This is a genomic window from Actinomadura nitritigenes (assembly GCF_017573545.1).
GTDB classification, from domain to species: domain Bacteria; phylum Actinomycetota; class Actinomycetes; order Streptosporangiales; family Streptosporangiaceae; genus Spirillospora; species Spirillospora nitritigenes.
The window spans coordinates 1-24,774 of sequence record NZ_JAGEOK010000062.1; the positions used below are offsets into that span (position 1 = coordinate 1).

General features: G+C 74.5%; 23 protein-coding genes and 1 pseudogene. 13 read left to right on the top strand and 11 right to left on the bottom strand.

The genetic code is table 11. The features are described 5' to 3' along the window. From J4557_RS47185 to J4557_RS47195, 3 genes and pseudogenes are all read left to right on the top strand, one after another. A pseudogene (locus tag J4557_RS47185) lies at positions 1 to 115 on the top strand (IS5/IS1182 family transposase); the annotation flags it as partial. Further along, positions 112 to 654 carry a DUF5753 domain-containing protein gene (locus J4557_RS47190; RefSeq protein WP_279576444.1) on the top strand — a complete coding sequence of 181 codons (543 nt, stop codon included), beginning with the start codon at positions 112 to 114 and terminating at the stop codon, positions 652 to 654. The pseudogene J4557_RS47185 and the gene J4557_RS47190, both read left to right, overlap by 4 nt. After that, positions 651 to 854, top strand: a complete 204-nt coding sequence (locus J4557_RS47195; RefSeq protein WP_208274166.1) for a DUF397 domain-containing protein — start codon at positions 651 to 653, stop codon at positions 852 to 854. The genes J4557_RS47190 and J4557_RS47195 overlap by 4 nt, the downstream gene beginning before the upstream one ends. A gap of 262 nt (positions 855 to 1,116) precedes the next feature. Here the strand turns inward: J4557_RS47195 and J4557_RS47200 are convergent, their stop codons facing one another. Beyond that, positions 1,117 to 2,598: a metallophosphoesterase family protein gene (locus tag J4557_RS47200; RefSeq protein WP_208274167.1), complete on the bottom strand. Its 1,482-nt coding sequence runs from the start codon at positions 2,596 to 2,598 to the stop codon at positions 1,117 to 1,119. A gap of 272 nt (positions 2,599 to 2,870) precedes the next feature. Here J4557_RS47200 and J4557_RS47205 point away from each other — a divergent pair, with 272 nt between their 5' ends. Further along, complete coding sequence (locus J4557_RS47205; RefSeq protein ID WP_307800612.1) at positions 2,871 to 3,845, top strand: alpha/beta hydrolase; 975 nt, start codon at positions 2,871 to 2,873, stop codon at positions 3,843 to 3,845. A 79-nt stretch (positions 3,846 to 3,924) separates the two neighbouring features. Further along, positions 3,925 to 4,536, top strand: coding sequence for a maltokinase N-terminal cap-like domain-containing protein (locus tag J4557_RS47210; RefSeq protein WP_208274168.1), 612 nt, complete (start codon positions 3,925 to 3,927; stop codon positions 4,534 to 4,536). Positions 4,537 to 4,559: 23 nt separating this feature from the next. Here the strand turns inward: J4557_RS47210 and J4557_RS47215 are convergent, their stop codons facing one another. Further along, the gene (locus tag J4557_RS47215; protein ID WP_208274172.1) at positions 4,560 to 5,267 is read right to left on the bottom strand and encodes a GNAT family N-acetyltransferase; all 708 of its coding nucleotides are present in this window, start codon (positions 5,265 to 5,267) and stop codon (positions 4,560 to 4,562) included. 138 nt (positions 5,268 to 5,405) lie between these two features. On the opposite strand from J4557_RS47215, the gene J4557_RS47220 reads away from it, so the two are divergent. Next, the gene (locus J4557_RS47220) at positions 5,406 to 7,058 is read left to right on the top strand and encodes an ABC-F family ATP-binding cassette domain-containing protein (RefSeq protein WP_208274174.1); all 1,653 of its coding nucleotides are present in this window, start codon (positions 5,406 to 5,408) and stop codon (positions 7,056 to 7,058) included. Between the two features lie 9 nt (positions 7,059 to 7,067). Here the strand turns inward: J4557_RS47220 and J4557_RS47225 are convergent, their stop codons facing one another. Beyond that, positions 7,068 to 8,186: an ROK family transcriptional regulator gene (locus tag J4557_RS47225; RefSeq protein WP_208274176.1), complete on the bottom strand. Its 1,119-nt coding sequence runs from the start codon at positions 8,184 to 8,186 to the stop codon at positions 7,068 to 7,070. A 148-nt stretch (positions 8,187 to 8,334) separates the two neighbouring features. Between J4557_RS47225 and edd the strand changes: the two genes are divergently transcribed. From edd to J4557_RS47245, 4 genes are all read left to right on the top strand, one after another. After that, the gene (gene edd / locus J4557_RS47230) at positions 8,335 to 10,152 is read left to right on the top strand and encodes a phosphogluconate dehydratase (RefSeq protein WP_208274178.1); all 1,818 of its coding nucleotides are present in this window, start codon (positions 8,335 to 8,337) and stop codon (positions 10,150 to 10,152) included. A 50-nt stretch (positions 10,153 to 10,202) separates the two neighbouring features. Next, positions 10,203 to 11,201 (top strand): glucokinase, encoded by a 999-nt coding sequence (gene glk / locus J4557_RS47235; RefSeq protein ID WP_208274180.1) that lies wholly within the window; start codon positions 10,203 to 10,205, stop codon positions 11,199 to 11,201. Then, positions 11,198 to 11,824: a bifunctional 4-hydroxy-2-oxoglutarate aldolase/2-dehydro-3-deoxy-phosphogluconate aldolase gene (gene eda / locus J4557_RS47240; protein WP_208274182.1), complete on the top strand. Its 627-nt coding sequence runs from the start codon at positions 11,198 to 11,200 to the stop codon at positions 11,822 to 11,824. Before glk ends, eda begins: the two co-directional genes overlap by 4 nt. A gap of 64 nt (positions 11,825 to 11,888) precedes the next feature. Next, entirely contained in the window at positions 11,889 to 12,284 is a 396-nt protein-coding gene (locus J4557_RS47245) for a PPOX class F420-dependent oxidoreductase (protein WP_208274184.1), read from the top strand. Positions 12,285 to 12,338: 54 nt separating this feature from the next. Here J4557_RS47245 and J4557_RS51410 read toward each other — a convergent pair whose 3' ends face one another. Together J4557_RS51410 and J4557_RS47255 are read right to left on the bottom strand one after the other, a co-directional pair. Continuing rightward, positions 12,339 to 12,863, bottom strand: a complete 525-nt coding sequence (locus J4557_RS51410; protein ID WP_307800613.1) for a DUF1707 SHOCT-like domain-containing protein — start codon at positions 12,861 to 12,863, stop codon at positions 12,339 to 12,341. Between the two features lie 4 nt (positions 12,864 to 12,867). Next, positions 12,868 to 13,608, bottom strand: coding sequence for a PadR family transcriptional regulator (locus J4557_RS47255; RefSeq protein WP_208274185.1), 741 nt, complete (start codon positions 13,606 to 13,608; stop codon positions 12,868 to 12,870). 206 nt (positions 13,609 to 13,814) lie between these two features. Here J4557_RS47255 and J4557_RS47260 point away from each other — a divergent pair, with 206 nt between their 5' ends. Then, the gene (locus J4557_RS47260) at positions 13,815 to 15,827 is read left to right on the top strand and encodes a bifunctional phosphatase PAP2/O-acyltransferase family protein (RefSeq protein ID WP_208274186.1); all 2,013 of its coding nucleotides are present in this window, start codon (positions 13,815 to 13,817) and stop codon (positions 15,825 to 15,827) included. A gap of 28 nt (positions 15,828 to 15,855) precedes the next feature. On the opposite strand, the gene hpnH is transcribed toward J4557_RS47260, so the two are convergent. The 6 genes from hpnH to hpnC are packed head-to-tail and all read right to left on the bottom strand — an operon-like array spanning position 15,856 to position 22,964. After that, a complete protein-coding gene (gene hpnH / locus J4557_RS47265) occupies positions 15,856 to 16,860 on the bottom strand; it encodes an adenosyl-hopene transferase HpnH (protein ID WP_208274188.1) in 1,005 nt (334 codons plus the stop codon). Further along, positions 16,861 to 18,795 (bottom strand): squalene--hopene cyclase, encoded by a 1,935-nt coding sequence (gene shc / locus J4557_RS47270; RefSeq protein WP_208274193.1) that lies wholly within the window; start codon positions 18,793 to 18,795, stop codon positions 16,861 to 16,863. After that, entirely contained in the window at positions 18,795 to 19,817 is a 1,023-nt protein-coding gene (locus J4557_RS47275; protein WP_208274195.1) for a polyprenyl synthetase family protein, read from the bottom strand. Before J4557_RS47275 ends, shc begins: the two co-directional genes overlap by 1 nt. A gap of 52 nt (positions 19,818 to 19,869) precedes the next feature. After that, positions 19,870 to 21,189, bottom strand: a complete 1,320-nt coding sequence (gene hpnE, locus J4557_RS47280; protein ID WP_208274200.1) for a hydroxysqualene dehydroxylase HpnE — start codon at positions 21,187 to 21,189, stop codon at positions 19,870 to 19,872. Next, complete coding sequence (gene hpnD, locus J4557_RS47285; RefSeq protein WP_208274202.1) at positions 21,186 to 22,103, bottom strand: presqualene diphosphate synthase HpnD; 918 nt, start codon at positions 22,101 to 22,103, stop codon at positions 21,186 to 21,188. The genes hpnE and hpnD overlap by 4 nt, the downstream gene beginning before the upstream one ends. Before the next feature lie 3 nt (positions 22,104 to 22,106). Continuing rightward, positions 22,107 to 22,964, bottom strand: coding sequence for a squalene synthase HpnC (gene hpnC, locus J4557_RS47290; protein ID WP_307800614.1), 858 nt, complete (start codon positions 22,962 to 22,964; stop codon positions 22,107 to 22,109). Between the two features lie 204 nt (positions 22,965 to 23,168). Here hpnC and J4557_RS47295 point away from each other — a divergent pair, with 204 nt between their 5' ends. Next, positions 23,169 to 23,702: a hypothetical protein gene (locus J4557_RS47295; RefSeq protein ID WP_208274204.1), complete on the top strand. Its 534-nt coding sequence runs from the start codon at positions 23,169 to 23,171 to the stop codon at positions 23,700 to 23,702. Positions 23,703 to 23,787: 85 nt separating this feature from the next. After that, positions 23,788 to 24,768 (top strand): DUF2804 domain-containing protein, encoded by a 981-nt coding sequence (locus J4557_RS47300; protein ID WP_208274205.1) that lies wholly within the window; start codon positions 23,788 to 23,790, stop codon positions 24,766 to 24,768. Positions 24,769 to 24,774: the final 6 nt, after the last annotated feature.

A 24,774-nucleotide genomic window follows, 5' to 3' on the forward strand; every position in this document is an offset into this window, starting at 1 on the left:
CGCCCAGCTCAAGTCATGGCGAATCCTACGGAAGCTGCGCTGCTGCCCCCACCGCGCCGGCCGCATCGCCAAGGCCATCCATACCCTGCAACTCCGCGAAACCGCAGCACGCTGAAAAAGGCTCAGTATGAAAAGAGTGCGGAGGTTGTCCGGGTCTATCACGGGAAGACGGTCCCGCTGCTGGCGCAGACGGAGGACTACGCTCTCGCGCTTCTGCGCGCCGCCGGCCGGATGCGTGAAGCTGAGGCGGAAACCAAGGCGCGGATGAAGCGTCAGGAGATCCTGTTCCGCAAGGAGCCGCCGTATCTATGGATTCTGCTGGACCAAGAGGTGCTCGAGTGCCGTATCGGCGACCATGCGGTGATGCGGGATCAGCTCGGTCACCTTCTCAAAATGGGAGAGAATCCGCGCACCATGATCCGCGTCGTGGCCAGAACGGTCGGATGGCATCCAGGTCATGATGGGCCCCTTCAGATCTATAAGATCCGATCGAGGGAGCTGGCCTACGCGGGAGCGCAGATCGGTGGGCGCCTGATCGAGGCCGGTGACGAGGTCGCCACCGTCGCGATACGGTTCGAGCAGATCGGGGCGCTTGCCCTTTCCAGGGACGCTTCGAGGGAACTGATCGAGCAGACGATGAGGACCTACGAGTGACCAGGTGGCGTAAGAGCTCGCATAGCGGCGGCGGTAACGACGACGCTTGTGTTGAGGTGGCTGAACTGGGCGTATGTATTGGAGTGCGGGACTCCAAGGATCCGGATGGGCCTCGGCTCGGGGTCAGTGCTCGGGACTTCGGCGGGTTGGTGGCGCGCATCAAGCTCGGAGAGCTGAACCTCGACGACCGGGTCTCCTGACGTCTGGACGTGCCCCGGCATGGGGCGATCGAGCGATGCGGGCTGCGCGTTTGAGCGGGGCGGCACCCGCATCGGTCCGGCTCGTCCGCGGCCGGCTCGAATCGCGCCGCGACGCTCTCCCCGACGCGTCGGGCATCTCGTCCGCTGGTACACGCGGCGCGGGAAGGAGCGGATGCGGGCGACGATGCAGTGCCCTGCGGCGCCGGCGCTCATTCGGCTGCCGGGTGCCGCGGGATCTTGATCCCGGCCGCGGTCGGGGCGCTCACTTGCAGGCGAAGCCCTCGATGGTGCCGTTGCTCAGCGTGCAGTCCGGCGGCCAGGCCGTCCCGGAGCTGTCGTGGAAGGTCAGGTGCCACTGGCCGCCCTTGTCGGCCAGCATCGCGTAGCCGTGCACGTCATGCGAGATCGAGTTCTTGACGGTCTGGCCGTCGACGGTCTTGCCCATCACCTTGGTGTCGTCCGGGGCGGTGTCGAGCGTGGTCCCCGAGGACCCGACCGTCAGCTGCGGGGGACGCGTGCTGTTGGCGAAGTCGAGCATCTGGTACAGGTGCAGGTGGCCGGAGAGCACCAGGCGGACGTTGGGCGCCAGCGCCTTCGCCGCCGACCGGGCGAGGCCGCTCGCCAGCGTCGGGTTCGTCCACGTCACGGCGGTGGACGAGGCCTGCTTCACCGTCCACAGGGGTTTGTGGGTGATGAGGAAGTAGTCGTGCGTCGGGTGGTTGGCGGCCAGGGCGTTCACCTCGTCGAACCACTTCGCGTAGAGCCCCGCCTGGATCTTGTCGGGCTGGGTCCCGTCGTCGGCGGAGGACGAGTCGAACAGGATGAAGTGCAGCGTGCCCGCGTTGATCTGCTGCGGCTCGACCTGGGTCTGCGGCAGCGTGTAGCACTCGTTGTCCTTCTGCGGGGTGGTGGCGAGGTAGCGGAACCATTCGGCGCCCCGTCCCACCTTCCCCGGTGTGCAGACCTCGTGGTTGCCCCGCGCGAAGACGAACGGCGCCTCCCCGAGCAGAGGCTCGGCGGGGCGCAGGAAGTCCTTGACGAGGCAGCCCCAGTCGGCCGCCTGCCCCTGGGCGTCGCAGCCCGGGGAGGCGTCGTTCGCGCCCTGCGGCTGCTCGCGGTAGACGTAGTCGCCGACATGGACGACGAGGTCCGGGCGGGACTGGGCGGCGGCGTGCGTCGCGAGGGTGTGCAGGGGCCAGCCCTTCAGGCAGTCCTGGTTGGCGGCGGAGCCGGTCACCGGGGAGACGACCTCGCAGCCGGCGTCGCCGATCACCGCGACCCGCCGGGGGCGGCCGGCGACGGGCCAGTCCGGCAGGGGGAGCTGGAGGTTGCCGGGATGGACGGTCGCCGCGCTGGTGGTGCTCGGCTCGATCAGCGCGTCGGACGCCCCGTCGGGGACCTGGAGCGTGCAGAGCGTGGTCGGGAACTGCTGGAGCCCGCCCGTGGTGACGTAGGGGTCGCTGACCTTCCGCATCGTCGCGGTGCGGATCTGGCCCGCCTGCTTGTACTGCGCGGTGGGGCACTGGCCGGCGGGCTGCTCGGTGGTGGCGAACCGGATCTCGGTCGTGTGCGATGCGCCGTTGACCAGCTGCGTCCACGCCCACGCCTCACCGTTCTTGGCGCCCGCCGGAGGAGGGGGTGAGGATGCCGCCCGGACGGGCTGCGACGAAGGGTGCAACGGCCCGGTGATCGCGGCGGCCAGGGCGCCGGCGACCGCAAGGGCCACGAGTGCGAGGCGTGACATTGCTCTGATCTCCCCCGATTCACGAATGGGCGGCGCATAGCAGGGGCCCGCGGTTGATCAACCGACAAAGCCGCTGGTGATCTGCCCTGCCCGGTCCGGCGCATGCCGCGCGCGGTTCCGGGGTTGTTCAAGTGATGATCAGCGGGGCCTCATGGCCGCCGGCCCTGCCGCGCCGCGGGCGGCGGCTCCCGACCGGAGACCGGGGTACCTGAGCACTTACATGGTGTGTAGTCTCGCCCTCGCGGAGCCGAAGCGGCGAGAGGGTGAGGGCTGTGACGTCCGTCGAACCGGTCATCGAGCAGCGGTCCGGATGCGGGCTCGGGGCGCGGCTGGCCGCGTGCCTGATGCGCTGGTTCATGCGCCCGCTCGTCACCCGCCTGCCCTGGACGCCGTTCACGCTGCGGTTCGCCGTGCTGCTCGATCTCGCGGGCGCGCTCATGGTGCCGCCGCGCGGGACGAGGGTCGCGCGGGTGAGGGGCCTCGCGTGCGGCGCCGAGTGGGTCCGCGGCAAGGGCGTCCCGGCGGGCACCCGGACGGCGATCCTCTACTTCCACGGCGGCGGGTTCGTCGCGTGCGGGCTGCGCACCCATCGCCGGATGATCGCGCGGATCTCGCAGGCGGCCGGCATGCCGGTGCTGTCGGTGGCCTACCGCATGCAGCCCCGCGTCCCGATCGAGACGTCCATCCGCGACTGCGTCGACGCCTACCGGTGGCTGCTCGGCGAGGGATACGAGGGGCGGGACGTCGTGGTCGCCGGGGACTCGGCGGGCGGCTACCTCGCCTTCGCGGCGCCCCTGCACGCGCTGCGGGACGGCCTGCCCCGCCCCGCCGGGATCGCGGCGCTGTCGCCGTTCACCGACCTGGACATCGAGCCGAAGATCGCGCACGCGAACGCGCCGCTCGACCCGTTCATCCCGGCGCACCGCATGCGGGACATGGTCAGGGTCTGCTTCCCGGGGGCCGCGCTCGACGACCCGTGGCTCTGCCCGGTGCACGCCGACCTCGGCGGGCTGCCGCCCACGCTGATCCAGGCCGGTTCGATCGAGGTGCTGCGCGCGGACGCGGAGCTGATGGCCGAGCGCCTCGGCGCCGCCGGCGTGCCGTGCACCCTGCAGCTCTGGGAGGGCCAGGCGCACGTCTTCCAGATCTTCGCCGACCTCTCCCGCGAGGGCCTCGCGGCGATCAGGGAGATCGGCGCGTTCGCCCGCGACGTCACCGCCCCCGAACCCCGCTCCCGGGCGGCCTGACCCGCGGCCCGCCGATCACGTCCGGCGGGGCCGTTGTAGCGTGAGCCCGGTCGGCGCGGAGCGAGACGGTGGGAGAGGCATGGCGGTCGTTCACGACACCACGATGACGCCCGGGAAGCTGGAGCTTCTCGCGGGCTGGCTTCCGAGGCAGCCGTGGTATGCGGGCAGCGGGGGCGAGCTGCGGAAGGCCGGGGGGTTCCGGCTCGACGACCCCGCGGGCGAGGTCGGCATCGAGTTCATGGCCGTCGGGGAGGGCGGGCACGTCCACCTCGTGCCGATGTCCTACCGGGGGGCGCCGCTCGACGGCGCCGAGCACGCCCTCATCGGGACGTCCGAGCACGGGGTGCTGGGCCGGCGGTGGCTGTACGACGGGGTCCACGATCCGGTCCTGCAGGCCCAGCTGGTCGCGCTGCTGGAGGGCCGCGCGGTGGCGCAGGCGCAGAGCGTGTCCGACATGCCGGAGAAGACGGTCGAGAGCCGCTACACCGGCGAGCCGTTCCCCGGCGGGCCGGCGGCCGTCGTGAACGGGCCGGACGGGACCGAGCTCCAGATCCCGGGGCGTCCCGCCGTGCGGGTGCTCCGGGTGCTCCGGCCGGACGCCGATGCGGCGGGCGCGGCCGGGTACGTCGCGGGGGAGTGGACGTCGGAGGACGGCGGGACGGTCCGCGGCCCGCTGGTGATCGTGGACTGAGCGCGCGTCAGGGCGTCAGCGCGTCAGGGCGTCCAGACCATCGTTCGCTGGTGGAGGCGCCGCCCGCGGTACCTGAGGCCGGGGACGGGGCGCGCCGGGCCGTACTCGGTGAAGCCCATGCGCCGGAAGAACGCGAGCGCGCGGGTGTTCTCGGAGAGGGTCTGCAGGTGGCAGCCCGGAGAGCCGGTGGACCTGAGCCGGTCGAACCAGGCGATCATGAGGTTCTCGGCGGCTCCGGTGCCGCGCGCCTCGGGGACGAGGTTGATGTGCAGGTGCGCGGGCCAGCGGGGGTCCTCGAAGGCCGCCGCCCTGGGGCGGCGGTGGGCCGCGGCCCACAGCAGGTCCCCGGTGCTGCGCGCGAAGAAGGCCGCGAGGCGGGGGCGCAGCATGAGGCGGTGCCTCCGGATGGCCTCCAGCATGCGCGCCTCCTCGCTGGGGAGGCGGGACGAGTCGGGGCACCCGGTGAGGCAGCCCACGAGCCGTCCCCCGGACTCGGCGACGAAGAGCGACTCCGGCTCCAGGTCCATGTAGGGGGTGAGGTAGATGGCCGCCTCGGACTCCTCGTGCCCCCAGAGCGACGCGGACGGGGAGTCCGCGCGGGCCCGGCCGAACAGGGCGAGCAGTTCCGCGCGGTCACTCTCGGTGAACGGCCGGATCTGCGCCGGCGCGGGGGCGGCGGCCGTGCCATCGGGGGGCCAAGCTCTTTCGGTCCGCAGGTAAAGCTGCTTCATGTCCACCCCAACGTCCGGGATCGGCCGGATGACTCCTAGCGATCAACGATCGGGTGCCCGTCACGCACCGTCACGTCCCGCGACGGACCGGCGGGGACCGGCCGGCCGGGTGCCGGGGGCGGATAGCGTTGGGGGTCTATGAGCGCCACTCTCGTCGTCAAGGATCTCGCGGCCGGGCACGGGGACCGGGCCCTGTTCGAGGGTCTCGATCTCGTCGTCGCGCCCGGCGACGTCGTCGGGCTGGTCGGCGGCAACGGGGCCGGGAAGTCGACGCTGCTGCGGCTGCTGGCCGGGCTCGGGACGCCCGAGGCGGGCGCCGTCCGGCTCAGCCCGGCGTCGGCGTCCGTCGGGTACCTGCCGCAGGAGCCGGAGCGGCGGCCGGACGAGACCGTCGCGGGGTTCCTCGCGCGCCGGACCGGGGTGGCGCGGGCCCAGGCCGACCTCGACGCGGCGACCGAGGGCCTCGTGGAGGGCCGCGCGGGGGCCGACGACGCCTACGCGGCGGCCCTGGAGCGCTGGCTCGCCCTCGGCGGCGCCGACCTGGAGGACCGGGCCGGGGAGGTCGCGGCGGACCTCGGGCTCGGGGTGGGGCTCGACCGGCCCATGACGGCGCTGTCGGGCGGGCAGGCGGCCCGCGCGGGGCTCGCGTCGCTGCTGCTCAGCCGGTACGACGTGTTCCTGCTGGACGAGCCGACCAACGACCTCGACCTGTACGGCCTGGAGCGGCTGGAGCGCTTCGTCACCGGGCTGCGGGCCGGGACCGTGGTCGTCAGCCACGACCGCGAGTTCCTCGCCCGGACGGTGACGTCCGTCCTGGAGTTGGACCTCGCCCAGCGGCAGATCAACCTGTACGGCGGCGGATACGACGCCTACCTGGCCGAACGCGAGGTCGCCCGGCGGCACGCGCGGGCGGAGTACGAGGAGTACGCCGGGAAGCTCTCCGCGCTGCAGGAGCGCGGCCGGACGCAGCGGTCCTGGATGGACAAGGGCGTCCGCAACGCCCGCCGCAAGGCCACCGACAACGACAAGGTCGGGCGCAAGTTCCGGTCGGAGGCGAGCGAGAAGCAGGCGGCGAAGGCGCGGCAGACCGAGCGGGCCATCGAGCGGCTGGAGACCGTTGAGGAGCCCCGCAAGGAGTGGGAGCTGCGCATGGAGATCGCCGCCGCGCCCCGGTCCGGGGCGGTGGTGGCGACGCTGCGCGGCGCGGTCGTGCGGCGCGGCGCGTTCACGCTGGGGCCGGTCGACCTGGAGATCGGCTGGGCCGACCGGGTCGCGATCACCGGCGCGAACGGCGCGGGCAAGAGCACGCTGCTGGGCGCGCTGCTCGGCCGGATCGTCCCGGACGAGGGCGACGCGGCGCTCGGCCCCGGCGTGGTCGTCGGCGAGGTCGACCAGGCGCGCGGCCTGTTCCTCGGGGACGAGCCGCTCCTGGACGCGTTCGCCGCCGCGTCCGGCCTGGAGCCCGAGCCCGCCCGGACCCTGCTGGCCAAGTTCGGGCTGCGCGCCGGCCACGTGCTGCGCCCCGCGGGCACCCTGTCGCCCGGCGAGCGGACCCGCGCCGCGCTCGCCCTGCTCCAGGGCAAGGGCGTCAACCTGCTGGTGCTGGACGAGCCGACCAACCACCTGGACCTGCCGGCGATCGAGCAGCTCGAATCGGCGCTGGAGTCCTACCCGGGCACGCTGCTGCTGGTCACGCACGACCGCCGGATGCTCCAGGCCGTCCGCACCACCCGCCGCCTCACCGTCGCGGACGGCCGCGTCGCCGACGATCTCGCCCCCACGGCGCGCTGAGGCCGCGGGTCAGAGGGCGTCGACGGCCTCGGGGGCGAGGATGTTGCCGAGGACCATGGCGGCGCAGCCGGTGAGGCCGGCGCTCTCGCCGAGGCGGCTCGGCTCGATCCGCAGGCTGCGGGTCGCGAGGACGGTCGAGCGCTGGTAGACGACCTCGCGCAGGCCCGCGATGAGGGGCTCGTCGGCGCCGACGAGGTCGCCGCCGAGCACGACGACGGCGGGGTTGAGCAGGTTCACGGCGGTGGCGACGACCTCGCCGATGCGGCGGCCCGCCTCGCGCAGCAGCGCGACGGTGGCGGGGTCGCCGGCGCGGGCCATGGCGGCGAGGGCGGGCAGGTCGGCGGCGGACGAGCGGGCCAGCAGGGCGCTGCCGCCCGCGACGGCCTCGACGCAGCCGGTGTTGCCGCAGCGGCACGGCGCGTCCCCCGCGGCCGGGACGGGGACGTGGCCGATCTCGCCGGCCGCGCCGAGCGCGCCGCGCTGGATGGCGCCGCCCGCGATGACGCCCGCGCCGATGCCGGTGGACACCTTGACGAACAGCAGGTCGCGGACGCCGGGATGGGCCTGGTGCTCGCCGAGCGCGGCGGTGTTGACCTCGTTGTCGAGATGGGCGGGAACGCCGAACCGCTCCAGGACGGGCGGGCCGACCTCGACGCGGTCCCAGCGTCCGGCGACGTGCTCGACGGCGTCGGGGACGCCGAGGCCGACGCCGCGGACGGACGCCGGGTCGATGCCGGATCCGGCGAGCAGGTCGGTCCACTGGTCGATGAGGCGGGGCAGCGTCTCGCCCGCGGTGGGGCCGGCGGGCGGCGCGTCGGCTTGGGCGAGGACGCGCCCGGCGAGGTCGCAGACGGCGAGCTGGCCCCGGGACTGGCCGAGGTTGGCGACGAGCACGGCGCCGCCGGCGGCGTTGAACGCGAGGCGGGCCGGGGGCCGCCCGCCGGTGGACGGGCCGTCGGCGCGCTCGACGACGAGCCCGCGGGCGACCAGCTCGGCGACGCGGGACGCGACGGCGGGCCGGGAGAGGCCGGTGACGCGGCCCAGGTCGGCGCGGGTGGCGACGCCGTCCTCGCGGATGAGGCGCAGGACGTCGCCGGTCGTGCACGGGCGGGTCACGGGACGCGGCATCCGGTCAGTCAAGCATGGCCGTCTTCGGTACGTCCAGTTAGTCGAACATACGGACTTTTGTTAGTTGAAGTTCATAAGTCGGCTTGTCTGCGTGACCTATGTCTCGATAGTTTGGCGATCTACCGATCCCCCTGGTCTGGAGCTCGCGATGGCCTTGCACCCCGCCTTGGAACGTGTCACACAGCGGATCGCCGAGCGGAGCGCCGCCCGGCGCACCGCCTACCTCGACCGCATCGCCGCCGCCCGCACGCAGGGCCCGGCGCGCACCGGCATGGGGTGCGCGAACCTGGCGCACGGGTTCGCGGCCTGCGGCGTCCAGGACAAGTTGTGGCTGCGCGGGAACGTCACGCCGAACATCGCGATCGTGTCGGCGTACAACGACATGCTCTCCGCGCACCAGCCGCTGAAGGACTACCCGGACATCCTGAAGGCCGCGATCCGCCAGGCGGGCGGCACCGCGCAGTTCGCGGGCGGCGTGCCGGCGATGTGCGACGGCATCACGCAGGGCCGCGCGGGCATGGAGCTGTCACTGTTCAGCCGGGACGTGGTGGCGATGGCGACGGCGGTGGCGCTGTCGCACGACATGTTCGACGGCGCGCTGCTGCTCGGGGTCTGCGACAAGATCGTCCCGGGTCTGGTGATCGGGGCGCTGGCGTTCGGGCACCTGCCGGTGATCCTGGTGCCGGCCGGGCCGATGGCGTCCGGGCTGCCGAACGCGCAGAAGGCGAAGGTCCGCAAGCGGTACGCGGCGGGGGAGATCGGGCGGGACGAGCTGCTCGCCGCGGAGGCCGCCTCCTACCACTCTGCCGGCACCTGCACCTTCTACGGGACGGCCAACTCCAACCAGCTGCTCATGGAGGTCATGGGCCTGCACCTGCCGGGCGCGAGCTTCGTCCCGCCGGGGACCCCGCTGCGCGACGGGCTGACCGAGGCGGCCGGGCGCCGGGTGCTGAAGCTGACCGACCTCGCGGACGAGTACACCCCGATCGGGGAGCTGCTGGACGAGCGGGCGTTCGCCAACGCGATCGTCGCGCTGCTCGCGACCGGCGGGTCCACCAACCACACGCTGCACCTGGTCGCCATGGCCGCCGCCGCGGGCATCGAGCTGACCTGGGACGACTTCGACGAGCTGTCGAAGGTGACGCCGCTGCTCACCCGGCTCTACCCGAACGGGACCGCCGACGTGAACCACTTCCACGCGGCCGGCGGCACGGCGTTCCTCATCGGCGAGCTGATCGACGCGGGGCTGCTGCACGAGGACGCGAGGACGGTCGGCGGCGCCACCCTCGCCGCGTACCGGAGGACGCCGCACCTGGAGGGCGGCAAGGTCGTGTGGCGGGACGCGCCCGCGGGGTCCGGCGACCCGGACGTCCTGCGCCCCGCCGACGAGCCGTTCGACACCCACGGCGGCCTGCACACCGTGTCCGGGAACCTGGGCCGCGCCGTGATCAAGGTGTCGGCGGTGCGGCCGGAGCACCGCACGGTCGAGGCGCCCGCCCGGGTGTTCGAGTCGCAGGAGGCGCTGCAGGAGGCGTTCGCCGCCGGCGAGCTGGACCGGGACGTCGTCGCGGTCGTCCGGTACCAGGGCCCGCGCGCCAACGGCATGCCGGAGCTGCACCGCCTCACCCCGCCGCTGTCGGTGCTCCAGGACCGCGGGTTCCGGGTCGCGCTGGTCACGGACGGACGCATGTCGGGCGCCTCGGGGGCGGTGCCCGCCGCGATCCACGTGTCGCCGGAGGCGGCGGCGGGCGGCCCGCTCGCCCGCGTCCGCGACGGCGACGTCGTCCGGCTGGACGCCGACAAGGGGCTGCTGGAGGTGCTCGTCCCGGACGAGGAGTTCGACGCCCGCATCCCCGGCGGCGCGGCGCCGTCCGCCGAGGAGTGGACGGGCACCGGCCGCGAGCTGTTCGACACGTTCCGCCGCTCCGTCGGCGCGGCGGAGTTGGGCGCGGGGGTGTTCGCATGAGCGCAGCGAACCGGGGGGTGTGGGGGGTCGCCCCCTCACAGGAGGCCGGCATGAGCGCAGCGAACCCGGGGGTGTGGCTGGTCGCCGACGTGGGCGGCACGAACGCCCGCTTCGCCCTGGTCGACGGCCCGGACGGCGCCCCGGAGCGGGTGGAGTCGCTGCCCACCCGCGACCACGCCGGGCTGGCCGAGGCCGCGGCCGCCTACCTCGACCGGTACGCCCCGGACGTCCGCCCGGCGGCCGCGTGCCTGGCGGTGGCGGGCCCCGTCACCGGCGGGACCTACCACCTGACCAACGCGGGCTGGCCGAAGGGCACCGCGGAGGGGGTGCGCGAGCACCTCGGCGTCGCGCACGTGGAGATCCTCAACGACTTCGAGGCGCTCGCCCTCGCGCTGCCCCGCCTCGGGCCGGACGACCTGGTCCCGATCGGCCCCGCCGCCGACCGCGCCGCCGGGCCCGCCCCGCTCGCGGTGCTCGGCCCGGGCACCGGCCTCGGCGTCGCCGGGCTCGTCCCGACGCCCGCCGGGTGGGTGCCCCTGCCCGGAGAGGGCGGCCAGGTGGACGTGCCCGCCGCCACCGACCGGGAGCTGGCGGTCGCGCGGCTGCTGCGCGCCGAGCACGGCACGGCCCGCGCCGAGTCGCTGCTGTCCGGGACGGGCCTGGCCCGCATCCACCGCTACCTGGCGATACTTGACGGTGTGAAGGTCGAGCCGCTGGACCCGGCGCGGATCTGCGCGCACGACGGCGACCCTCTGTGCGCGGAGGCCGTCGCGATGTTCTGCGCGCTCCTCGGCTCGCTCGCCGGGAACGTCGCGCTGACCCTCGGCGCCCGCGGCGGCGTCCACCTCGGCGGCGGCATCCTGCCGCGCATCGCCGACGAGCTGCGGCACAGCGACTTCCGCGCCCGCTTCGAGGCCAAGCCGCCCGTCGAGGACTACCTGCGCCCGATCCCGACCTCGCTGATCGTCCACCCCGGCCCGGCGCTCCTCGGCGCCGCCGTCCGGCTCGCGCGGACCCCGTCCGCCATGGAGACCCTGGAGCACGTGTGAACACCGAAGAGCTGTTCGGGCTGGCGCCCGTCGTCCCGGTCGTCGTCCTGGACGACCCGGACCACGCGGTCCCGCTGGCTCGCGCCCTGGTCGAGGGCGGCCTCCCCGCGATCGAGGTGACGCTGCGCACGCCCGCCGCCGCCGAGTCGATCGAGCGGATCGCCGCCGAGGTGCCGGGCGCCGTCGTCGGCGCGGGCACGGTCGTCACCGCGGGGGACGCCGAGCGGTCGCTGAAGGCGGGGGCGCGGTTCCTCGTCAGCCCCGGCTGCACGCCCCGGCTGCGCGCCGCGATGGCGGACACCGGCCTGCCGTTCCTGCCGGGCGTGTCCAGCGCGTCCGAGGCCATGGCGCTGCTGGAGGAGGGGGTCACCGCGATGAAGTTCTTCCCGGCCGAGCCGGCGGGCGGCGTCGCCTACCTGAAGGCGCTCGGCGGGCCGCTGCCGCAGATCACGTTCTGCCCGACGGGCGGGATCCGGCCCGGCAACGCCGCCGAGTACCTGGCGCTGCCGAACGTCGGCTGCGTCGGCGGCACCTGGCTGACCCCGTCCGACGCCGTCCGGACGGGGGACTGGGGCCGGATCCGCGGCCTCGCCGCCGAGGCCGCGGAACTCCGCCCGGCCTGATGTCACATCCGCGGGTCTCCCTCCCGTCTCCCTGGGCAGGAGCGAGAAAAGAAGGAGGCCCGCGATGGACACCCCGACGATCCGCGAGACCCTGGACGGCCTGGCGCGCCAGCGCACCGTCCTGCTGACCACCTACCGCAAGGACGGCACGCCGGTCGGGACGCCGGTGAACATCGTCGTCCGCGGCGACCACGCCTACTTCCGCACCTACGACAAGGCGTACAAGACCAAGCGGATGGCCCGTAACCCTCAGGTCGAGGTCGCGCCGAGCACCTACAGCGGGAAGGCCACGGGACCGGCGGTCCAGGGCCGTGTGCGGCTGCTCAGCGAGGAGGAGGCGAAGCCCGTCCGCCGGCTGCTGGCGCGCAAGCACCGCTTCCAGCAGGGCTTCGCCGTCCCGCTCTTCCACCGCGTGAAGCGCTACAAGACGCTGCACTACGAGCTGACGCTCGACGCCTGACCGCCGTCCCGGTGCGGGCACGGCCCGGCGCCGGGCCGTGCCCCGCCCGGCGGCTCAGCCGCCGGGGGTGAGGTGGCGGCGGGACCGGCGGGCGCCGACCAGCAGCAGGGTCGCGCGGACCAGCCAGATCGCCAGCGCGACGTGCAGCACGGCCAGCGCCGCCGTGCCGACGCCCACCGTGAACGCGACCGCGAAGAACACGGCGATCATCAGCGGGAACGCCGGGAAGCGCGGGCCGTGCCGGTGGCCGTGCGCCAGGTGCCGGTGGCCGTGCGCCACGGGACGGTGGTGGCGGCGCACGGGGCCCCTCGGGCCGCCGAACGCGAGCGCGGGCCCGAGGTCCCAGGGGACCGCGCCGAAGGCCGCCGCGGGCCGTTCCGGTTCGGGCAGGCCGTTCGGCGCGGGCAGGTCGCGGACGAGCGTCCGCAGGTCGCCGCGCGTCTTGGCGGCCAGCACGGCGTCCAGCCGCTCGTCGAGTTCACCGCGGTCGAGCCGCCCCGCCGCGAAGTGGTCGTGCAGGGCGACCATCACGGCGTCCCGCTCGGCGTCGCCGATGCGGATGTCGTCCGGGCGAGTCACTGGTCTACTCCTCGTCGTCGGTGGCCGTCGGGCCCGCGTCGTCGCCGGCGGGGGCGTCGTCGGCCAGGATCCGGTACAGGTTCCGGCGGGCCTCCGACAGGACGTCCCGGGCCTGGGCGACCTGGTCCGGCGAGCCGGAGTGGACGATCTGCATGACCGCGGCGCCGGTCTGCGCGGCCTGCTTGAACAGCTCGGGGACGCCCTCGCCGAACTCGGGCGTCATCTCCGCCCACGGCTCGGTGAGGCGCTCGGCGTTCTCCTCGACGTACGCGCGGCCCTCGTCGGTCAGGTGGAAGGTGCGGCGGCCGCCGCCCTCCTCGCCCGCGATGAGGCCCTCGTCGGCGAGCTGCTGCAGCGCCGGGTAGACCGCGCCGGGGCTGGGCTTCCAGGCTCCGTCGCTGCGCTCGTTGATCTCCTGGATGACCTGGTAGCCGTTGCGGGGCTCCTCGGCCAGCAGGACGAGGATCGCCGCGCGGACGTTGCCCTTGCGCGCCTTGGGCCCCCGGCCCCACGGGCCGCGCCCGCGCGCCCACGGCGCCCGGCCGGGCCCGAACCCGCCCGGCGGCCCCCAGGGGCCGGGCCCGCCGCCGAACATCGGACCGAAGCCGGGGAACTCGCCCCGGGGCCCGGGGCCGTGCGCGTGGGGGCCGTGCCGGGACGCCGCGTGCGCGGCCTTCGCTCCGAGCGCCGCCGCCGCGAACGCCCAGCGCCAGTCGGGTCCGCCGTGCGCGTGTGCCGCTCCCATGTTCTGCACCTTCCTTCTGAGATCTCTCTTTGATCCTTCGCGATACGACAACGATATATCGAAGACGGCTCGCTGTGCCAGATGGTTCCCGGATTCGCCGCGATCGCCCGCCGCCGGATCGCGCCGACATCCCGGACATGATCATCTATTCCGGTCATGGCCGTCTGACCGGCGGAAATGCTGGGTAACAGCCGGGCGGGGGGACGATGGGGACTCAGGATGCGGTGACCGCGCGGGACGCGGTCCTCGCCCGGGACGGCGCCGCGACGCGGGGGCGGGCGAGCGGCGAGGTGCTGCTCGGGCTGGCGCTGTTCGGGCTGTACTCCCTGGTGGCGATGCTGCCGGAGCAGGTCAGGGAGCACGCGTCCCGGCTGCGCGGGGAGAGGGTGCTCGCCCTGGAGCGGGCCCTGCACCTCGACGTGGAGCAGGCCCTCAACGGCTGGCTCGCCGGACGGCCCGTCCTGCGCGTCCTGGCCGACTACGAGTACGCGACCACGTACATCGCGGCGACGCTCGCCGTGCTGGTCTGGCTGTACGTGCGCCATCCCGAGCGGTACCGGACGGCGCGCAACGCGTTCGTGATGCTGAACGTCGGCGCGATCGCCTGCTTCGCGCTGTTCCCGGTGATGCCGCCGCGGTTCCTGGGCGACCTCGGCTTCGTCGACACCGTCCGGCTCGGCCGGACGTGGGGATCGTGGGGCTCGCCGGTGATCGAGCACGCGGACCGGTTCGCGGCCGTCCCGTCCCTGCACATGGCCTGGGCCTTATGGGCCGGTGCCGAGCTCGCACGGGCGAGGGCATCGCGGCCGGCGCGCGCGCTGAACGGCGCGCACATCGCGGTGACCGCCTGCGTCATCGTCGCGACCGCCAACCACTACGTGCTGGACGCGGTCGCGGCGGTGCCGCTGGTGGCGCTGTCGGTGGTCACCGCCGAGCGGCTGGCGGCCCGCCCGCCGGCGGAGGAGCGGGTCCCGGCGCACGACGCGTTCTTCCTGGCGGTGGAGAGCGCCGCCGCGCCGCAGCACGCCGGCGGCGTCATCATGCTCGACACCTCCCGCCGCGCCCTCGGCCGGCTCGACCTGGTCCGGCTGATCGGCGACCGGCTCGACCGGCTGCCGCGGTTCCGGCAGCGGCTCGCGGGCGGCGGGCGGTGGCGGCGGCCGGTCTGGCGCGACCATCCGGCCATCGACTGGTCGTGGCACGTCGCCGAGCGCGACGTCGACGGCATGGACGGCCTCCGCGCGATGATCGCCGAGATCCAGGCCGAGCCGCTGCCCCGCGACCGGCCGCTGTGGCGGATGATCCTGGTCAACGGGGCCGCGCCCGGCCGCACCACGCTCGTGTTCCTGATGCACCACGTCGTCGCGGACGGCGTCGGGGTCGTCGCGCAGGCCGTCTCGCTGATGGAGCCCGCCGCGCCCGGCCCGTCCGCCGGCCGCGAACCGGTGACGCCGCCGCGCCGCCGCGTCCGCGAGGCCCTCGCCGGCGTTCTCGGTCTCGCGCAGCTCGCGGTGGACAGCGGGGTCGGTGCGGCGCCGCCCGCGCGGCTGCCGTCCGCCGGGACGGCCGGGCGGCGCTTCGGCACCCTGCGGATCCCGCTCGACGAGCCCCGGGAGATCGCGCGGCGGCACGGCACCCGCGTCTCGGACGTCGTGATGTGCGCGGTCGCGGGCGCCCTCCAGCGGACCGTCCGGTTCCCGGCGGGAACGGCGGCGGGGGAGTGCCGCGTCGCGGTGCCGCTGATGATGCGGTCGCCCGGCCAGGGCATGGAGGGCAACCACACCACCGCCGTCATGGTGGACCTGCCGATCGGCGCGATGCCGGAGCGCGAGCGGCTCGCGGAGATCGCCCGGCGCAGCCGCGTGCTGCGGTCCGGGACCCGCGCGCTGGCCGCGTGGTTCGTGATGCGGCGGGCGGGGCGGCTCATGCCGGTGCCGCTGCACGCGCGGTTCGCGCGGGCCGTCTACGGCGGCCGGTTCCTGCAGGGCATCGTGTCGAGCCTGCCGGCCAGCGGCGAGCGCATGCTGCTGACCGGCGTCCCGGTGACCGGGGTGTACCCGGTCGTCCCGCTCGCGCCCGGCGCACCGCTCGCGGTCGCCGCGCTGGGCGTCGACCGCGAGCTGTGCTTCGGGTTCTGCGCGGACACCGGGCTGGTGGACGACGCCGGCGCGCTGGCCGCCGCCGTCCGCGACGTCATCCGCGAGCTGCGGGACGGGTGACCGCCCGCCGCTGGTCACCTGCCGTCGATCACACGCTTCGTACGGCGCGGAGCGACTCCTTCAGCGAGCCCATCGTCGCGAACACGGCGGTCGGCTCGTAGCCGCAGTGCGCCATGCAGTTGGCGCAGCGGTCGTCGCGTCCCCGGCCGTAGGAGTCCCAGTCGGTCTCCTCCAGCAGCTCCCGGTACGTCTCGGCGTAGCCGTCCTCCATCAGGTAGCAGGGACGCTGCCAGCCCTTCAGCGAGTACGACGGGATCGCCCACGCCGTGCACGGGAAGTCGACCCTGCCCTCCAGGAAGTCCAGGAACAGCGGCGAGTGGTTGAACCGCCAGCGCTTGCGGTTGCCGTCCGCGAACGCCTTCTGGAACAGCTCGCGGGTCTCCTGCACGCCGAGGAAGTGCTCCTGGTCGGGCGCCTTCTCGTAGGCGTACGCCGGCGAGATCATCATCTGGTCGACGCGCAGGTCGTCGTTGAGGTAGTTCAGCACGTCGATGACGGTCTGCGGGGTGTCGGTGTTGAACACGGTGGTGTTCGTGGTGACCCGGAACCCGCGCTCCTGGCACATCCGGATCGCCGCCACCGCCTCGTCGAACACGCCCTCCTTGCAGACCGACGCGTCGTGCCGCTCGCGGAGCCCGTCGATGTGCACCGCCCACGCGAAGTACCGGGACGGCTCGAAGTCGTCGATCTTCCGCGGGATCAGCGCGGCGTTCGTGCACAGGAACACGTACCGCTTCATCCGGACCAGCTCGTCGACGAGCTCGCCGATCTGCGGGTGCATCAGCGGCTCGCCGCCGGCGATCGACACCATCGGCGCGCCGCACTCGCGGATCGCGGCGACGGCCTGCTCGACCGGCATCCGCTGCTTCAGCACGCTCGCCGGATGCTGGATCTTGCCGCAGCCCGCGCACGCCAGGTTGCAGGCGAACAGCGGCTCCAGTTCGACGATCAGCGGGAACTTCTTCCGCCCCGCCAGCTTGTTCCGCAGGACGTACCCGCCGACGCGCAGGCTCTGGCGCAGTGGCATGGCCATTTAGGAACCGGTCTCCTTCACGTAGCGGCCCAGCGCCGACAGCGGGAACACCAGGCGGTACAGGTGGTAGTTGATGTAGAAGTCGCCGGGGAACCCGGTGCCGGTGAAGTGCTCCTCGTCCCACGTGCCGTCGGGGCGCTGGTGCTCGGTGAGCCACCGCACCCCCCGCTCGACGGTCCGGCCGCGTTCCCCGGCCGCGAGCAGCGCCAGCAGCGCCCACGCGGTCTGCGAGGGGGTGGAGACGCCGTGCCCGACCCATTCCGGGTCGCGGTAGGACCGCAGGTCCTCGCCCCAGCCGCCGTCCTCGCGCTGGTGGCGCTCCAGCCAGCGGACGGCCCGCCGGATCGCCGGCTTCCCGGGCCGGACGCCCGCCGCGACGAGCGCGGGCACCACGCTCCCGGTGCCGTAGACGTGGTTGGCGCCCCACCGGCCGAACCAGGACCCGTCGTCCTCCTGCGCCTTCAGCAGCCACACGACGGCCCGCTTCACCAGCGTGGAGTCGGCCATGCCGCGGTGGCTGAGCGCCTCCACGACGTGCGCGGTGACGTCGGCGGACGGCGGGTCGATGACCTCGCCGAAGTCGCAGAACGGCAGCCGCCGGCACAGCGCGCGGGTGTTGTCGGCGTCGAACGCGCCGAACCCGCCGTCCCTGGACACCATCCCGGCCATCCACCGCACGCCGCGCTCGACCGCCGGCTCGGCCTCCGGGTGGTCCACCCGGCTGAGCGCGAGGACGGCCTCGGCGGTGTCGTCGGTGTCGGGGTAGTAGTCGTTGTCGAACTCGAACGCCCAGCCGCCCGGCGGCAGGTCGGGGCGGCGCACCGACCAGTCGCCCGGCCCCTGCACCTCCTCGCCGACCACCCACCCGGCCGCCGTCTCCAGGGCCGGGTGGTCCGCGGGCAGGCCCGCGTCGACCAGCGCGTTCATCGCCAGCACGGTGTCCCAGACGGGGGACTGGCACGCCTCCAGCCGGCGGCCCCTCGCGTCCCGGATGGTGAAGCGCTCCAGCCCGTCCAGGCCGCGCCGCACCACCGGGTGGTCCAGGCCGTGGCCGAGCAGGTGCAGCGCGAGCAGCGAGTACACCCACGGCGGCTGGATGCCGCCCCACGACCCGTCCGGCTCCTGCCGCGCGATGATCCACTCGCCGGCGCGGCGCAGCGCCGCCTTCCGCAGGCCGGGCAGCGGCCGCCGCTCGTAGACGCGCAGCGCCCGGTCCAGCGCGGTGAACGCCTCGTCCCAGCCGGGGAGGCCGCGCCGCCCCCGCCGCACGGCCCGCCCGGACCGCAGCTCCTCCAGCTCGAACGGCAGCGGGCGGACGGGCCGCTTCGCCGCGACCACCGTCAGCGGGACGATCGTCTGCCGCGCCCAGCACGCGAAGTCGTAGACGTTCAGCGGGAACCAGCGCGGCAGGAACACCATCTCCGGCGGCAGCGCCGGCAGCTCGTCCCAGGACCAGTGCCCGAACATCGCCAGCCAGAAGCGGGTGAAGACGCGGGTGGCGGGGATCCCGCCCTCGCCGCGGACGAACGCGGCGGCGCGGCGCATGTGCGGGGCGTCCGGCTCGTCGCCCGCGAGCCGCAGCGCGACGTACGCCTCGACCGTCGTGGACAGGTCCGGCGGCCCGTCGTGGAAGTTGGCCCAGGTGCCGTCGGGGGCCTGCTGCGAGCGGATCCAGCGGGCCGCCTCGCGGGTGTCGTCGGCGGTGCGGATGCCGAGGAACTCGCGGAGCAGGAGGTCCTCGGCGTCCATGGTCACGTTGGTCTGGAGCTCGCCCTTCCACCAGCCCTCGGGTGCCTGGAGGCCGAGCAGGTGGTCGCGTGCGGCCGCCATCGCCTCGGCGGGCGTCCGGGTCCCGGCGGAAGCGGTGGACGCGGCGTTCTCGGTGGAGGCGTTCTCGGTGGACGCGATGGTCCCGGTGGGTTCGGTCGCGGTCATCAGTGGTCCCGGCGGGTGACGAAGGCGGCGATGTGCAGGAACTCGGCGCGGACGGGCTCGGGCAGCGCGGCCGACGCCAGGTGCGCGGTCGCGCTCGCGATCCGCTCGTCGGCGCGGGCCTCGGCCCAGGCCCGGCCCCCGGCGGCGTCGACGAGCGCGGCGGCCTCGGCCAGCTCGTCCTCGTCGGGGCCCTCGGGGTCCGGCGGCCGGGCGTACAGCTCGGCGAGCCGCGCCCCTTCCGGCGTGCCGGAGTTCAGCGCGGCCACCACCGGCAGCGACATCTTCCGCGACCGCAGGTCCGACAGGGCGGGCTTGCCGGTCGTGGCGGGGTCGCCCCAGATGCCGAGCAGGTCGTCCACCAGCTGGAACGCCAGCCCGAGGTCGGCGCCGAACGCCTCCAGCGCGGCGGCGAGCGGCTCCGGGGCCCCGTCGAGCACGGCCCCGATCGCGCAGGAGCAGGCGAGCAGCGCGGCGGTCTTGTCCGCCGCCATCGCGGTGCACTCCTCCAGCCCGACCTGGCGGCGCGTCTCGAACTCCAGGTCGAGGGACTGGCCCGCGATGAGCCGCCGCGTGGCGACGGTCAGCGCGCGCGCCGCCCGCGCCGAGCCCTGCCCGGGGGCCTCAAGCAGCACCTCCAGGGCGAGCGCGAGCAGCGCGTCGCCCGCGAGGATCGCGGCGGGCTCCCCGAACACCGTCCACGCGGCCGGGCGGTGCCGGCGGGTCCGGTCGCCGTCCATGATGTCGTCGTGGAGCAGCGAGAACGCGTGCGTCAGCTCCACCGCGACCGCGCCGGGCAGCGCGCTCTCCGGCGGCGCGCCCGCCGCCCGCGCCGACAGCAGCGCCAGCGCCGGGCGCAGCGCCTTCCCGGCGGGCGCCGCGAGCGGGCGGCCCTCCTCGTCGGCCCAGCCGAGATGGTAGGCCGCGACCCGGTAGGTGCGGGGATCGAGCCGGCCCACCGCGGCGCGCAGCGCCCCGTCGACCAGCCCGCGAACATCGGTCATCGAGACCGGAACGGCCGTCATCGATCACACCTCTCGAAGCGGTGGGTCGGGTGAGCCGTGGCGGACGCGGCGGTCACCGGTCCCTCACCCCCTCCAGATGGCGGCGGACCAGGCGTGCGGCGGTCAGGCCGCTGCGCACCGCGCCCTCCATCGTGTCCGGCCAGCCCGTGTCGGTCCACGCGCCGGCCAGGAACAGGCCGCGGGCGCGGGTCGCCGCCCCCGGCCGCGGCGAGCGGCTGCCCGGCCGCTGCCGGAACGTCGCCCGCCGCTCCCGCGTCACGAACAGCTCCCGGACGCGCGCGCCGCGCGCCGCCGGCAGCAGCCGCGCCAGCTCCGGCACGAACTCCGCGCGCAGCGCCGCGGTGGGCCGGTCGATCCAGCGGTCCGCCGCCGACAGCGAGATCGCCAGGTACTGGCCGTCGCGCAGCCCGGCCACCCCCGACCGGTCGAAGATCCACTGGACGGGGGAGCCGACCGCCGCGGCGAACGGCTCGTCGAGCACCGGCCGGTCGTACACCACGTGCACGTTGACGATCGGGCTCGCGTCCAGCTCGTGCCAGCGCAGCGGCTGCGGCAGCGCCTCGGCGGGCAGCAGCCGCGCCGCCGCCTCGTGCGGGACGGCCAGCACCACCGCGTCCGCCGCGATCGGCACGCCGTCCACCACCACCTTCGGGTCGGTGGTCACCGCCTCGACCTTCGCCTTCAGCCGGACGGTGCCGCCCATCTCCGCGATCCGGCGCAGCGCCGGTCCGCCGTGCAGCTCGCCCAGCGGGACGGTCGGGACGCCGATGTCGGCGGCGTCCGCCTGCCCGAACAGCGCCCGCCGGCACACCATCGCCGACAGGCCGAGCGCGGCGTCGCCCACCTCGGCGTTCAGCGCCGCGGTGATGAACAGGCCCCACAGCGCCTCCCGCGCCCACGGCCGCTGCCCGCGCTCGGCCAGCCACGCGCCCGCCGACCGCAGGTCCAGCGCCGGGTCGTCGGGGTCGAGCCGCTGGAGCCCGGCCGCCGCGCGGACCGCCCGCAGCCGGTCGGCGACCGGCAGGTGCGAGTACCGCGCCAGCGACGGCAGCAGGTGCAGCGGGCTCGGCAGCGGCGACCTGCGCAGCCGCGCGGGCCGCGCGCCCGGCCGCAGCACCGCGACGTCGAACCGGTCCTGCATCCGCACCAGGTGCTCGGCGCGGAGCCTCCGCAGCAGCCCCTGATACGCCGTGCAGCAGCGGAGGAACACGTGCTGGCCGTTGTCGACGCTCAGCTCTTCGCGGCGGAACGAGTGGGTCGCGCCGCCGAGCCACGGGCGGGCCTCTACCAGCGTGACCGGGACGCCCGTCTCCTGAAGGGCGATCGCGGTGCTGATGCCGGCCAGCCCGCCGCCGACGACGACGACGCTCACCGTTCCACCCCCGTGAGCGCGCGCGCAGCGACCACGGCCTTCTGCCACGTCGGCAGCGAGACGCGCGAGTTCAGCGCAGCCGACGGGTTCGCCGCGATGCTCTCCAGCAGCCGCCGGTAGATCCCCGCCATCGCGGCCGTGCACGCCGCGCTGCGCCGGTCCAGCAGCGGCAGCAGCCGCAGCCCCTCGGCGTACCAGGCGCGGGCCCGCTCCGCCTGGAAGCCGATCAGCTTGTGCAGGCGCCACGGCGGGTCGATGAACACGCCCGACTCGTCCAGCTCCAGCGTGCAGCCGAACCGCTCCAGGTCCTCGGCGGGCAGGTACACCCGCCCCGCCATCCGGTCCTCGCGGACGTCCCGCAGGATGTTGGTGAGCTGGAGCGCGACGCCCAGCGAGTCCGCGAGCCCCTCGGCGCGCTGCCGGCCGTCCGACCCGAACACCCCGAGCGACAGCCGCCCCACCGTGCCCGCGACCTGCTGGCAGTAGCGCAGCAGGTCGTCGAACGTCTCGTAGCGGGCGCCGCGCACGTCGCTCTCGCAGCCGTCGATCAGCTCGTCGAACGCGGCGAGGGGGATCGGGAAGCGGCCCGCCGCGTCCGCCAGCGCCGTCAGCACCGGATGGCCCTCCAGCGCCCGCGCGTCGCTGCGCCGCCGCAGCACCTCCTGCACGGTCACCAGCCGCTGCCGCGACCGGTCCAGCAGGTCCAGCCGCACGCACGCCGGCTCCGGGCCGTCCCCGATGTCGTCGACGCCGCGCGCGAACGCGTAGATCGCGCTCATCGCGCGGCGCTTCGGCGGCGGCATCAGCCGTATCCCGTAGGAGAAGTTGCGGGCCTCCTCGCGCACCACCCGCTCGCAGTGCCGGTACGCCCCGGCGACCTCGTCGGCACGCTCACACGTCTCTGAAACCGTCATCGCTCAGCCCCTTCCCAGTGCGCGCGCCCACCCGGCCAGCACTGCGGCCCGGCGGGGACGCGGCGGATGCGCGAGCACGTCGTAGCGGGCCCCGGCCAGCGCCGCCAGCGCCGCCCTCCCGCCGGCCACGTAGCCGCCCACGGCGACCCGGGCCCATCCGGACAGTCCCCTCATCAGCGGCGCGGCGCCGCGGTCCAGCAGGTCGCGGGCGCGCCCGGCCTCCAGGGCCAGCACGCCGCGCAGCCGCGTCGGCGTCACCCGGCGGGCCAGGTCGGCGTCCTCGCAGCCGAACCTGCGCAGGTCCTCGGCCGGCAGGTACACGCGCCCGGCGCGGTGGTCCTCCGCGACGTCCTGGCAGTGCTCGATGATCTGCAGCGCCGTGCAGACCCGGTCCGACGCCCCCTCCAGCCCGGCGCCCTGGGCGCCGAACACGTGCAGCACGACGCGGCCGACGGGGTCGGCCGACAGCGCGCAGTACTCCACCAGCTGCTCGAACGTCTCGTAGCGGTGGACGACCTGGTCCTGCCGGTTCGCCTCGACCAGCCGCCGGAACGGCTCGGCCGGGATCCCGTGCGCGTGCACCGTGCCGGCCAGCCGCCGCAGCTGCGGCAGCTTCGGCGTCCCGCCCTTGTAGACCAGGTCCAGGTCGTCGTCGACCAGGGCCAGCAGGTCCGCGCGCTGCTCGGGCGGCGCCTCGTCCCCGATGTCGTCGACGAGCCGCGCGAAGCCGTACACGGCCCGCAGGTCGGCGCGGTGCCGGGCGGGCAGCAGCCGCGCGGCGACCGGGAAGTTCTCCCGTGCCGCCAGCGCGTCCAGCATCCGGTCGTGGTCGAACGCGCTCCAGGGTGAATCAGTGATCACCTTTGTGAGATTCGCCGGTCCGGCACTAAAGAAACTCTGGCCGAGGTATGGACTTATTGAAGCGCCGCGTGTCCCGGGCTGAACCGTTCCAGAGTCCCTGGCGTCTGGGCCATTGAACTGCCCATCATTCGCGTAAAGGCCGTTCAGAGAGGAAGTCCGGACATGCGGGGAACCGGCACACGTTGGGGGATGATGGTGGGGCTCATGGGGGTGAGCGCGGTCCTGGCCACCGGCTGCGGGGGCTCCGGGGGGACCTCGCACGCCGCCGTCAAGAGCGCGGCACCGGCCAAGGCGACCCCACGGAAGCTCACGTTCGACCTGGTCAAAGGGGTGGGCGACACCGCCCTCGGGGGCGACCGGGCGTGCGGTTACGGCGAATGGAACGACGGCACGTTCGCGATCGACAAGCCGTACTCGAAGCAGACGACGTTCTACCGCGAATACAGCTGCTACGAGAAGAAGGGCGAGCTGTTCCCGAACGCGGCGGGACAGATGACCTATGCCGAGTTCGGCACTCCGGCCCAGGCGACGGCCTACGGAAACTACACCAAGACGAACATTTCGGCCGTCGCGGTGCTGGTTTCGGACAACGCCGCGGTCACGATGAACATCGGCTACCTCACCGTCGACAAGATGACGCTGCTGAAGCAGGTCCGGCAGGCCTGCGGCGGCTGCGGCACCATCGTCGCCGGGCCGCACGCCTCCGATCCCGTCCCGGGCCACGTCGACAGGTCCTGACCGCCGCCGCGCCCGTCCCGCCCCCGCCGGGACGGGCCTCCGGCGGCGGACGGTCCGCGGGCGCACCGGCCGTTAGGCTCGGGGAATGCCGACCGAGCGCGAGATCACCGAGCCCGTCGACCTGTGCCTCCCCGACGGGCGTCTCAACCCGGCGGCGGTCGGCTGGACGCGCCGCCCCCTGCACCGCGCGAACCTGCGCGGCTGGGGCCGCGCGAAGCGCTGGGAGTACTGGGGCGTCGTCACGCCCCGGCACATCATCGGGCTCGTCGCGTCGTCGCTGGACTACGCGGGCGTGCACGGCATCTACGTGCTCGACCGCGAGACCGGCGAGGAGACCGCCAGGGACGCGGTGGTCCCGTTCGCGCGCGGCGCCGCGTTCCCCGACCGCAGCGGCGAGGGCGAGGCCGCCGTCCGCGGCGGGGGAGTGGCGGTCGGCATCCGGCAGCGCCCCGGCGGCACCTCCGTGCGCGCCGCCGCCCGCGGCGTCCGGATCGAGCTGGAGATCCCGCTGCCGGACGGCCACGAGTCGCTCGGCGTGGTGATCCCGTGGAGCGACACCCGGTTCCAGTACACGGTGAAGGACGTGGGACGGCCCGTGCACGGGCGGCTGGTCCTCCCGTCCGGCGAGCACGCCGTCGGAGGCGAAGGATCCTTCGCCGTCCTCGACCACGGGCGCGGCAAGTGGCCGTACCGGATGACGTGGAACTGGGCGGCCGCCGCCGGCCCCGGCGTCGCGCTCCAGCTCGGCGGCAAGTGGACCGCCGGCACCGGCATGACCGAGAACGCGCTCATCGTCGACGGCCGCCTGCACAAGATCGGCGACGAGCTGGAGTGGACCTACGACCGGTCCGGCTGGACCCGCCCCTGGGCGATCCTCGGGGACCGCGTCGAGGTGGAGTTCCGGCCGTTCCACGAGAGGGCCTCCCGGGTCGAGCTCGGCGTCATCGGCAGCGAGACCCACCAGTGCTTCGGGCACTTCGGCGGGCGGGCCCGCACCGACGACGGCGCCTGGATCGAGTTCGACGGCCTCACGGGATGGGCCGAGGAGGCCCGCCAGCGCTGGTGAGCGGCC

Bases quoted from the DNA above. Each gene is read 5' to 3' on its own strand.
- J4557_RS47200 (WP_208274167.1), bottom strand. From the start codon at position 2,598: ATGTCACGCCTCGCACTCGTGGCCCTTGCGGTCGCCGGCGCCCTGGCC.
- J4557_RS47210 (WP_208274168.1), top strand. From the start codon at position 3,925: ATGGCGGTCGTTCACGACACCACGATGACGCCCGGGAAGCTGGAGCTT.
- J4557_RS47215 (WP_208274172.1), bottom strand. From the start codon at position 5,267: ATGAAGCAGCTTTACCTGCGGACCGAAAGAGCTTGGCCCCCCGATGGC.
- J4557_RS47220 (WP_208274174.1), top strand. From the start codon at position 5,406: ATGAGCGCCACTCTCGTCGTCAAGGATCTCGCGGCCGGGCACGGGGAC.
- J4557_RS47225 (WP_208274176.1), bottom strand. From the start codon at position 8,186: ATGCCGCGTCCCGTGACCCGCCCGTGCACGACCGGCGACGTCCTGCGC.
- edd (WP_208274178.1), top strand. From the start codon at position 8,335: ATGGCCTTGCACCCCGCCTTGGAACGTGTCACACAGCGGATCGCCGAG.
- glk (WP_208274180.1), top strand. From the start codon at position 10,203: ATGAGCGCAGCGAACCCGGGGGTGTGGCTGGTCGCCGACGTGGGCGGC.
- J4557_RS47245 (WP_208274184.1), top strand. From the start codon at position 11,889: ATGGACACCCCGACGATCCGCGAGACCCTGGACGGCCTGGCGCGCCAG.
- J4557_RS47255 (WP_208274185.1), bottom strand. From the start codon at position 13,608: ATGGGAGCGGCACACGCGCACGGCGGACCCGACTGGCGCTGGGCGTTC.
- J4557_RS47260 (WP_208274186.1), top strand. From the start codon at position 13,815: ATGGGGACTCAGGATGCGGTGACCGCGCGGGACGCGGTCCTCGCCCGG.
- hpnH (WP_208274188.1), bottom strand. From the start codon at position 16,860: ATGGCCATGCCACTGCGCCAGAGCCTGCGCGTCGGCGGGTACGTCCTG.
- shc (WP_208274193.1), bottom strand. From the start codon at position 18,795: ATGACCGCGACCGAACCCACCGGGACCATCGCGTCCACCGAGAACGCC.
- J4557_RS47275 (WP_208274195.1), bottom strand. From the start codon at position 19,817: ATGACGGCCGTTCCGGTCTCGATGACCGATGTTCGCGGGCTGGTCGAC.
- hpnD (WP_208274202.1), bottom strand. From the start codon at position 22,103: ATGACGGTTTCAGAGACGTGTGAGCGTGCCGACGAGGTCGCCGGGGCG.
- J4557_RS47295 (WP_208274204.1), top strand. From the start codon at position 23,169: ATGGGGGTGAGCGCGGTCCTGGCCACCGGCTGCGGGGGCTCCGGGGGG.
- J4557_RS47300 (WP_208274205.1), top strand. From the start codon at position 23,788: ATGCCGACCGAGCGCGAGATCACCGAGCCCGTCGACCTGTGCCTCCCC.